Origin of the sequence: Blautia sp. MSK18_10, assembly GCF_020553185.1 — a bacterium.
GTDB lineage: Bacteria > Bacillota > Clostridia > Lachnospirales > Lachnospiraceae > Blautia_A > Blautia_A wexlerae.
Window position 1 is genome coordinate 33,632 of sequence record NZ_JAJCGT010000033.1, and the last position, 9,920, is coordinate 43,551.

Below are 9,920 nucleotides of genomic sequence, written 5' to 3' on the forward strand. Positions count from 1 at the left end.
AATTTTTCAGGAGGAATAGAAAATGAAGAGGAAAAAGTTTACAGTACTGAAGGTTACACTCACAGCGATGATGCTGACGGCAGCACTTACATTTGGAGCAGGAAGTGCTTATGCGGCTGACCTGCCACAGGAGGGTGGAAGTGAGCCGACAGTTACAATAACACCTTCACCGGAGGTAACACCGGAACTGCCATTACCGACATCAACACCGAAACCAACACCAGTGCCTAAAAACGGACTGATGAAAGAAGGGAAAGTATATCGCTATTACGTAAATAACAAACCAGTCAGAAATAAATGGAAAAAGATTAATGGTAAATATTACTGGTTTAAATCCAATGGAGTTGCTGCTCATGATGGATATTATAAAGTAAAAGGTGTTTACTATGTGTTTGATAAATATGCCCGGAGAGTGGCCCCGGGGAAGAAGGCAGTTGTAAAGGTTAATGGCGTCAAATATTTCGTTGATGCAAAAGGAAGAGCTGTTGCCGGATGGAATGAACTAAATGGAAAAATGTACTATGTATATAAGAACGGTAAATGCGCAACAAATGAGACAGTAGGTGGAATTAAATTTAATAAGAACGGATATGCTTCAAATCTGACACAGGCGAGATGCAAGCTTGCGGCAAGGAACTTTATTGCACGTCACAGTAATGCCAATGCAAGTAATTATGAAAAATTCCGTTCCTGCTTTTATTATATTATGGCCTATACAAACTTTGTAGGATACATGGATCCTACACCTCAGGAGTTTAAGACAAAAGATTGGGTTTATAAATATTCCCTTCAGATGTTCCAGAACGGTCTTACAGGAAACTGTTATGGAATTGCCAGCAGTGTGGCTGCAATCGCGAAGGAACTGGGATATGAACCCTATGTTATTACAATTCCGGATGGACACAGCTTTGTTATGATTAACGGGCTCTATTATGATAATATGTACGGAACGTTGTTTGGCGCAGCTACACGTCCTGCATATACAATAGAACATAAAATTAAATTTTAAGAAAAGGAGTATGGAGAATGAAGAAAACAAAGAGATTCCTTGCAGTTGTGCTTTGTATGCTTCTTATGCTGACACCGTTGGCTGTTGTAGCAGAAACAGTGACAGTACAGGCAGCAGGACCGCAGACTGTTAAGGTAAAACTGGACAAAAAGACAGGAAAGAGATATGGATATGATGAGAATAACCAGAAGGTTACTCAGCAGTGGGGAGTAACAGCAAAGGGTTTCCGTTATTATTTCGGAAAAAACGGAGCTGCTTATCAGGCGGATCAGGATATGGTTGGTAAGTATGGTATTCTGATGAAGAAGATTAATGGTAAGTACTATGGGTTTGATGTAAGTGGTCACACAGTAAAGGGAATACGTGTAGGAAGTGTCAGCATGTATGAGATTCCGAAGCTGTATTACTTTAATCCAAAAACAGGAGCTGTAGATAAAAAGAAGACGTCTTTATATAGAAAATATGCGGCAACATCTACTCTGGCAAAACAGAACAATGCGTCAAAGATTAAGAAGATTCTGGGAAAATATAAAAAGTGTACAATAAGTAAAGGCAATACCTGTATGCTTGATGGAAATGGCAAGGATGTCACATATACATACGATTATGTACAGTTAAATGTTGTGCGTCCTACAGGAAAAGGAAGCAGCGCAGAAGTTGTTGCGAGTATTACGGCAAGACAATAATTATCCAGGCTAATCGGTTGCTTCAGCTGTGAAAAATTATAAAGCAGCTGAAGCAATTTGCAGATAGTAAGTTAACAAAAAAGAAAGGAACAGAGTTATGAACAGGAAAAAAATCACAGCATTATTACTTAGCTCAGTAATGGTATTTACACCTGCAATGCCGGCTATGGCAGAAAAGTCAACGATCGTTAATTATGTGGATGGAACAACAGATAATACAGTTGAGACACCAGATGTAACTCCGGCACCACTTCCGGAGAAGAAGGAAGGATGGGAAACTGTTGATGGAGTTAAATATTATTATGTAAATGGTGAGAAAATTACAAACAAGGTAGAGAAGATCGGTAAATATACGTATTGTTTTGATAAAACCGGAAAACTTGTGACTAATAAACCGTATTATAAGGTTAATGCAAAGACTTATTATAAGATTAAAAAGAATGGACAGGCAACAAAGCTGTCAGCAGTAGAAACTATGGCTGCAGTCCGACTTCAGAAGTGTAAAGGAAATCTGAAGAAGGCATTCAACTGGTCTGTTTCTCTGCAGTATGCAGGCAATGTAAAGGTTTCTAAAAAAACACCTACAGAATATGGTTTATATGGATTTAAAACAGGCAGTGGCGATTGTTATGTAATGGCAGCTACTTTCTACTGGATGGCTAAAGTCGCAGGATATGATGCTCATTATGTAAAAGGATATTTCCAGAAATCCGGTGGTAAGAGGGGAGCACATGCGTGGGTTGAAATCGATCAGAAGGTGAAGGGTAAAAAGAAAACTTATGTGTATGATCCGAATTTCCAGAAGGAATACAAACTGAATGGTTATAAACTTACATATGGTGCGAAACGTACTCTGAAATATGTAAATTATAAGAGAGTTAACTAAGCATTGAAATGTTTTTGACTTTGGTTACGAGCAAGTAACGAAGTGAATGATTTTATCTGTTTAACAGTAAGGCAAAAAAAGAACTATAAAGGATGAACAGAAAGGATTTAAAGACAATGAAGAAAAAAGTTGTAACAGCATTTATGATGGCTGCACTTGGAAGCAGTCTTGTATTCAGTCAGGCAGCGATGGCAGCAGATACTACAGCAAAAACAGAAACTTCAGAAGATGCGGATAAGGATGCCACAGAATCTGAAGATAAAGATGTAGCAGAAGATGCAGATAAAGCTGATGAAGAGAAAGAAGATTTAAAGACAATTGGTGAGAAACCGGAAGAGGACACAGAGGGTGTTTTTTCTGTAAAATTGAAAAATCTTACAGGTAAAGTTATCACAGGTGTTACTGTTAAGAATGAAAAAGACGAAGAATATCCGGATAATTTCCTGAAAGAAGAAGATAAGTTCGAAGCAGATGAGGAAAGAGTTCTCTGGTTTGATCCCAATGCTAAAGATAAAGCAGATGAGGAAAACAAGGATTCTTCAGATGATGCAAAAGAGACCACAGATACTGAAGAAACAAAAACAGAAGATGTCAAAACAGATGAAAAAGCAGAAGGCGAAGATAAGGATGATGCTGAGAAGGAAATCCCGAAATATAATATTCAGTTAACTTTCGAGGATGGAACAACTGCTGAGATCCACACTTTCCCATTTGGCGATACAGAGGAAGCAGAACTTCATCTGGAAGGTGAAGTAGCATATCTGGTATTTGACAGTATCAGCCAGAAGAAAGAATACAATACTCTGGAAACAGAGAAAGCATTAGCTCCGAAGCCAACTGAGGCAGCTACACAGGCAACTTCTGAAACAACTCAGAGTTATGATAACAGTAGTGATTACAGCAATGACTATGATTACAGCAATGATTATGATTACAGCAATGACTATGATTACAGTAATGATTATGATTATGGTAATGATGATTCCGGTGATTATGATGGTTCTGATGACGGTGGTTCTGATGACGGTGGAGACGGATGTCTGGATGATGGGTTATTAAATTAATCAGATTCAGCAGTTGTAAAGGGAAAATGCATTAAAAAGTATAATAAAACAGGGCACTGCATTATCTGAGGGAATAACATAGTGCAGTGCCCTTATTATAAGTACAACTGAAGAATTGTACATATTTAGGGAGAAAGATCATGTCATTAGTTTCAAACTTGTTTTTACTGTTTGTGGCGGTGAGTGTGCTTGTTTATTATATTGTGCCGCACAAATTTCAGTGGCTGGTTTTGTTATGTTTCAGCTATATTTATTATCTGGCAGGTGGCGTCCGTTACGTGGGCTTTATCCTGTTTTCCACATTGGTTACCTGGGGGATTGCACTTGCAGTTGAAAAGGCAGAGGCAGGTGGAAGTCACAAAAGTGCAAGAAATTTTCTGGTGCTTGGATTAATATTGAATTTTGGTATGCTTGGAGTGATAAAGTATACAAATTTTATGATTGAGAACCTCAATGCTTTGTTTCATATGAATTTAAGAGGAATGGAAATCCTGCTTCCATTGGGAATATCGTTTTACACTTTCCAATCCTCCGGATATCTTCTGGATGTGTACTGGAAGAGATGTGATGCGGAGAGGAATCCTGTAAAATATGCATTGTTTGTTTCTTTCTTTCCACAGATTCTGCAGGGACCAATCGGAAGATACAGTCGTTTGGCACATCAGCTTTATGAACCTCATAAATTCGAAGGTAAGAATATTACCAGAGGCTTTGAGCGCATTCTCTGGGGATTTTTTAAGAAGATGATCCTGGCGGACTGGGCAGCAGTGTTTGTAGATGCGATTTTCGACAATCCGGATCAGTACAGCGGACTGGCAATCTTTGGCGTATTATTTTACACAGTTCAGCTATATGCAGATTTTTCCGGTGGTATGGATGTGGTAATTGGTATTGCGTCTATGTTTGGAATTGAGCTGGATGAGAACTTCAAGCGTCCGTTCTTCTCCATTTCCATTACAGATTTCTGGCACCGCTGGCACATTACTCTTGGTACCTGGATGAAGGATTATGTGTTCTATCCTGTGACATTATCCAAGTGGATGGGAAAATTTGGCAAATGGGGCAAGAAGGTATTTGGCAAAAAGACCGGACGTACATTACCAATCTGTCTGGCGAATCTGATCGTATTCTTCGTTGTTGGTGTATGGCATGGTGCTGCCTGGAAGTACATTGTATACGGTATGTACAATGGTATTATCATTGCTTTCAGCGGACTTATGGCAGAGCATTACAGAAACTGGAAAAAGAAATTCAACATCACTGGAAAAGAGAACTGGTATCATGTATTTATGATCATCCGTACTTTTATCCTTGTAAATATCAGCTGGTTTTTTGACAGAGCGGACACAGTAGGACAGGCTTTTCATATGATGAAGCTTTCTGTCACAAAGTTTGCACCGTCACAGTTACTGCTGATCCCGGCCGGTAAAGAAGGAACTGCTTTTACCCCTTATGCGCTGGCAATCCTGGCAGCAGGCTGCATCATTCTGTTTATTGTAAGTGTCCTTCAGGAACGTGGCATGAAGATAAGAGAATCACTTGCAGGACTGAGTCTGCCAATTACTGTAGCAATTTATTTTTGTCTGCTGGCATCCATCGGATTCTTTGGATCAACAGCAGTAGCGAGAGGATTTATTTATGCACAATTTTAAGAAAGTTTTAAAAACGTTCCTGGTATTGGTCGTGTGTGTGGCTCTTCTGGCAGCACTTGACCTGGCACTTTATCCATGTACATTTATGAGAAATGATGTGCATGCAGTTGTGACACAGCAGTTTGATGACATTATCGTGGGAACTTCCCATGGAAAGATGGATATTGATCCGGAGGTGATGCAGGAAGTTACCGGACGCAGTGGACATAATCTTTGCGTTGGCGGCGAGTATGGAATCGATGCGTATTATCTGACTAAACTGATCAAAGAGAAACAGAATCCGAAGAGAATTATCTATGAGGTTGACCCGGGATATTTTGTATCTGAAAAGGAAGAAGGAAATAACTACCTGCTTTTTTATCATGAGTTTCCATTTTCAAAAGCAAAGGTGGAATATTTCTGGAATTCTATTGCGAAATGTAATTTCCGTACTGTGCTTTTCCCATGGTATGAATATTCTCTCAGCTATGAATTGCCGAAAGTCAAAGATACATTTACGCAGAAAGTAACGGGTGATTATGACGTATCTCATCTGAAGAGTGATTCTCAGGAATATCATGAAAGTGGATTTATTGAGAGATATCCGGTGGATGTGACAAAGCTTAAGAAATCAGAACCTAAGCTCTATGAAGAGGGTAAGGTAAACGAAGAGAATATGGAATATCTGAAGAAGCTGATCACATTCTGCAAGGAAAATGATATAGAGTTTGTTGCAGTAACTACGCCAATTCCAATAAATACTCTGAAGGATTACAGTGACAGTTATAATGCAGCATGGAAATATTTCGGGCAGTTCTTTGAAGAACAGGGCGTAGAGTATCTTAACTTTAATACGCAGTATTTTAAGGCATTTACACATGACCTGAAAGCATATACAGATTATGACGGACATATGAATGGGGATGCTGCAAAAGAATACTCTGAAGTGCTGGCACAGGTGTTGGAGAGTGCCGGACAGAGGAAGTAATTTCAAGGCTGCAAAAAGACAGTAATAAATCAATATAAAAACCTTGTGAAGTACAGAGGGGAGGAATTACATATGAAGACAAGTATTCTGGAATATCTTGAAGAATCCGCACGGAAATATCCGGATAAGACAGCTTTTGCAGATGAACATACATCCTGCACATTTAAAGAACTGGAGCAGACTGCACGCAGAATAGGAACAGCTATTGCAAAGTATTTTACACCGAGAAATCCGGTGCCTGTATTTATGGAGAAGAGCGTAGAAACCATCGGAGTTTTCATGGGTGCTGTTTATGCAGGATGTTTTTATGTACTGATGGATACAAAACAGCCGGCGAGCAGACTTCAGCAGATTCTTGGAATTTTGGACAGTGATGTGATCGTTACATCTGAGAAATATCTGAAGGATTTGGAGAAACTGGAGTTCAAAGGAAAGGTTCTGATGGCTCCGGATCTTGCTGATGAGCAGGAGAATGAAGCTGTGCTGAATGAGATCAGAGAACAGGCATTGGATGTGGATCCGCTGTATGGAATTTTTACTTCCGGGTCAACAGGAGTTCCCAAGGGAGTTGTGGTAGGTCATCGTTCAGTGCTTGATTTTATTGATTGTTTTACAGAGCTTTTTGATATTACAGATAAAGATGTGATGGGAAATCAGGCACCCTGGGATTTTGATGTATCTGTTAAAGATATTTATTCCGGACTGAAGACAGGAGCAACTGTCCAAATTATTCCGAAGCAGCTATTCTCTTTCCCGATGAAGTTGATTGACTATCTGATCGAGAGGGAAGTGACCACGCTGGTGTGGGCGGTATCTGCGTTGTGTATTATTTCAACTTTGAACGGATTTGAATATAAAGTTCCGGATAAGATTAAGAAGATTCTTTTCTCAGGAGAGGCTATGCCTGTGAAACATCTGAATATCTGGAGAAAATATCTGCCGGATGTTATGTATGTAAATATTTATGGACCAACTGAGATCACATGTAATTGTACGTATTATATTGTAGACAGGGAGTTCCAGCCTGGAGATGTACTTCCTATGGGCAAGGCATTTCCAAATGAAAAAGTATTCCTTCTGGATGAAGAAGACAAGCTGATCACAGAGAAAAATAAAAATGGTGAACTCTGCGTAACAGGAAGTGCACTTGCACTGGGATATTACAAAAACAGAGAACAGACTGCGAAGGTTTTTGTTCAGAATCCACTGAATGACAGATATCTGGAGCCAATGTACAGAACCGGTGATCTTGCTTATTATAATGAACGTGGTGAGTTGTGCTTTGCAACACGTAAGGATTTCCAGATTAAGCATATGGGACATCGTATTGAGCTTGGAGAAATCGAGGCTGCTATGGATAAGGTTCCGGAGATTGTGAGAAGCTGCTGTATTTTTGATACAGTTAAAAGCAAAATCGTAGCTTTTTATGAAGGAGATATTGAGAGAAGACCGCTGGCAAAAGCGTTGGGGCAGTATGTACCTGCTTTTATGGTTCCGAATGTATTCCGCCAGGTGGAGAGCATGCCTCTTACAAAGAATGGAAAGATTGACAGAAAAGCTCTTACAGCTATGTATCAGGAGGAAAAGAAATGAGTTCCTATGGATTTATAAAAGAACTGATCGAGAAAGAACATACTCCAACTCCAGCTTATGTTTTTGACCTGGATAAGATGAAGGAATTTGTAAAAAAAGTGCAGAGTTGTCTTGGAGAGAGCGCACAGTTATGTTATGCTATGAAAGCAAACCCTTTTCTTACAGGACCTATGATGGATGTGGTTCCGACATTTGAAGTGTGCTCACCGGGTGAATTTCGAATTTGTGAGCGTGTTGGTGTGCCGATGGAGAGAATTGTTCTTTCGGGTGTGTATAAGAACCCTGAAGATATGGAATATGTACTTTCTACATATGGAGGAAAGGGAGTGTATACTGTAGAGTCTTTGCAGCATTTACAGATTCTGAATGAAACTGCAGTGAGACTTGGCATGAAGATTACGGTGTTGATCCGCGTGACAAGCGGAAATCAGTTTGGCGTAGATGAAGCAGATATCAGGAAAATCATTTCTGACAGAACAGATTATCCGGGGGTTGAGATAGAGGGACTTCAGTTCTATTCCGGAACTCAGAAGAAAGATCTCAGTCAGATGAAAACAGAGCTGGAGCATCTGGATGAATTTATCGGGGAGCTGAAATCTGAGAGTGGATTTGAAGCACAGGTGCTTGAGTATGGTCCGGGATTTTTTGTCCCATATTTTAAGAAGGATAAGAGCGAGGACGTGGAGAATATTCTGAGTGAGTTCAGAGCACTTCTGGAAAGTCTTAATTTCAGGGGTAAGGTTGTTCTTGAGATGGGAAGATTTCTGGCAGCAGCCTGTGGATATTATGTGACATCAATCGTGGATATGAAGGTGAATAAAGAACAGCCGTATGTGATCATGGACGGTGGTATCAATCATCTGAATTATTATGGACAGGCGATGGCAATGAAACAGCCGTACTGTACACAGCTTGATACAGAAGGAAATGAGAAGACAGGGGGAGAAGAAGAATCCTGGAATCTTTGCGGTGCACTCTGCACGGTCAGCGATGTGGTCGTAAAGCGATTTCCACTTCACAAACCGCAGCTTCATGATATACTGGTATTTGAACGGGTAGGTGCTTATTCCGTTACAGAAGGAATCTATTTATTCCTGAGCCGTCCTCTTCCGAGAATCTATTTCTGGACAGAGGGAGAGGGACTGCGCATGGTGCGGGATGGTGTACATACAGATCTTTTAAATTCAGAGAAATAAAAGACCGTGGCAATACCGAAAAATAATGGAATTGCTGAAAAAACAAAAAATAAGGAGATATGAAAAAATGGAAGAATTAATTGAATTACTGGAAGAGATCCAGCCGGATGCAGATTTTGAAAACTGTGATACTTTGATTGACGATGGAATTCTTGATTCCTTTGCAATCCTGTCTATTGTGAGTGAATTGCAAGATACTTATGACATTACTATTACACCGGCAGATATTATTCCGGAGAATTTTAACTCTGCAAAAGCACTGTGGAATATGGTGTGCAAACTGAAAGATTGATTTATACAAAGCAGACAATTGGAATTATAATCCAGTTGTCTGCTTTTCAGTTGAGAGATCAGAAATATTATTAGGCATAGCGATGGTTGTCAGTGTATTAACAATTCCTGTACATGGCGCTGAGGGATGGAATCCAGGTGTCAGATGGGATGAATGTCTGATGTGGACTGGGTGGATCGTAGAGTGTGTTTGAAACATGCTCTAAGGTGGAAATAAAAAAGTTTGTCAAATTATGAAATTAACTGTTGACAGGGACTGCTTTCAGTGTTATATTAGTTGAGCTGTCGGAAATAATTGTTCCTTAAAAAGAGACAATTTAAAGTGATTTCTGAAAGAAAAAAAGAAATTAAAAAAGTGCTTGACAACTTAAAATAAATATGTTAAAGTAATCAAGTCGCTTGAACAGAGCCGACAATCACAGATCAGAAGAACAGTTCCGAAATCCGGAAGAGTTCGAAAAACTTTGAAAAAAGTTCTTGACAAAGAAAAAGAGATGTGATAAAGTAAACAAGCTGTCGCAAGACAGACAACCTTGATAACTAAACAGTGAAACACATACGATTCTCGAAAATTCT

Annotated in this window: 9 protein-coding genes; all 9 read left to right on the plus strand. The window is 39.6% G+C overall.

The features are described from left to right. Window positions 1-22: 22 nt before the first annotated feature. Entirely contained in the window at window positions 23-1,009 is a 987-nt protein-coding gene (locus LI074_RS12705; RefSeq protein WP_243148472.1) for a hypothetical protein, read from the plus strand. 17 nt (window positions 1,010-1,026) lie between these two features. Continuing rightward, window positions 1,027-1,695, plus strand: coding sequence for a hypothetical protein (locus LI074_RS12710; RefSeq protein WP_055054258.1), 669 nt, complete (start codon window positions 1,027-1,029; stop codon window positions 1,693-1,695). Between the two features lie 97 nt (window positions 1,696-1,792). Beyond that, complete coding sequence (locus LI074_RS12715; protein ID WP_161234108.1) at window positions 1,793-2,581, plus strand: transglutaminase domain-containing protein; 789 nt, start codon at window positions 1,793-1,795, stop codon at window positions 2,579-2,581. Window positions 2,582-2,697: 116 nt separating this feature from the next. Next, window positions 2,698-3,645, plus strand: a complete 948-nt coding sequence (locus LI074_RS12720; RefSeq protein WP_055054268.1) for a hypothetical protein — start codon at window positions 2,698-2,700, stop codon at window positions 3,643-3,645. A 140-nt stretch (window positions 3,646-3,785) separates the two neighbouring features. Next, window positions 3,786-5,297, plus strand: coding sequence for an MBOAT family O-acyltransferase (locus LI074_RS12725; RefSeq protein WP_020993151.1), 1,512 nt, complete (start codon window positions 3,786-3,788; stop codon window positions 5,295-5,297). Beyond that, window positions 5,284-6,264 (plus strand): hypothetical protein, encoded by a 981-nt coding sequence (locus tag LI074_RS12730; RefSeq protein ID WP_118593555.1) that lies wholly within the window; start codon window positions 5,284-5,286, stop codon window positions 6,262-6,264. The genes LI074_RS12725 and LI074_RS12730 overlap by 14 nt, the downstream gene beginning before the upstream one ends. Before the next feature lie 72 nt (window positions 6,265-6,336). After that, window positions 6,337-7,857, plus strand: a complete 1,521-nt coding sequence (locus LI074_RS12735; RefSeq protein ID WP_055200541.1) for an amino acid adenylation domain-containing protein — start codon at window positions 6,337-6,339, stop codon at window positions 7,855-7,857. Continuing rightward, on the plus strand, window positions 7,854-9,053 hold the full coding sequence (locus LI074_RS12740; protein WP_055200539.1) for a diaminopimelate decarboxylase family protein: 1,200 nt from the start codon (window positions 7,854-7,856) through the stop codon (window positions 9,051-9,053). Before LI074_RS12735 ends, LI074_RS12740 begins: the two co-directional genes overlap by 4 nt. A 67-nt stretch (window positions 9,054-9,120) precedes the next feature. Beyond that, window positions 9,121-9,345: an acyl carrier protein gene (locus LI074_RS12745; RefSeq protein ID WP_173698384.1), complete on the plus strand. Its 225-nt coding sequence runs from the start codon at window positions 9,121-9,123 to the stop codon at window positions 9,343-9,345. Window positions 9,346-9,920: the final 575 nt, after the last annotated feature.

Excerpts from the sequence above, each read along its gene's own strand:
- LI074_RS12705 (WP_243148472.1), top strand. The coding sequence starts at position 23 with ATGAAGAGGAAAAAGTTTACAGTACTGAAGGTTACACTCACAGCGATG.
- LI074_RS12710 (WP_055054258.1), top strand. The coding sequence starts at position 1,027 with ATGAAGAAAACAAAGAGATTCCTTGCAGTTGTGCTTTGTATGCTTCTT.
- LI074_RS12715 (WP_161234108.1), top strand. The coding sequence starts at position 1,793 with ATGAACAGGAAAAAAATCACAGCATTATTACTTAGCTCAGTAATGGTA.
- LI074_RS12720 (WP_055054268.1), top strand. The coding sequence starts at position 2,698 with ATGAAGAAAAAAGTTGTAACAGCATTTATGATGGCTGCACTTGGAAGC.
- LI074_RS12725 (WP_020993151.1), top strand. The coding sequence starts at position 3,786 with ATGTCATTAGTTTCAAACTTGTTTTTACTGTTTGTGGCGGTGAGTGTG.
- LI074_RS12730 (WP_118593555.1), top strand. The coding sequence starts at position 5,284 with ATGCACAATTTTAAGAAAGTTTTAAAAACGTTCCTGGTATTGGTCGTG.
- LI074_RS12735 (WP_055200541.1), top strand. The coding sequence starts at position 6,337 with ATGAAGACAAGTATTCTGGAATATCTTGAAGAATCCGCACGGAAATAT.
- LI074_RS12740 (WP_055200539.1), top strand. The coding sequence starts at position 7,854 with ATGAGTTCCTATGGATTTATAAAAGAACTGATCGAGAAAGAACATACT.
- LI074_RS12745 (WP_173698384.1), top strand. The coding sequence starts at position 9,121 with ATGGAAGAATTAATTGAATTACTGGAAGAGATCCAGCCGGATGCAGAT.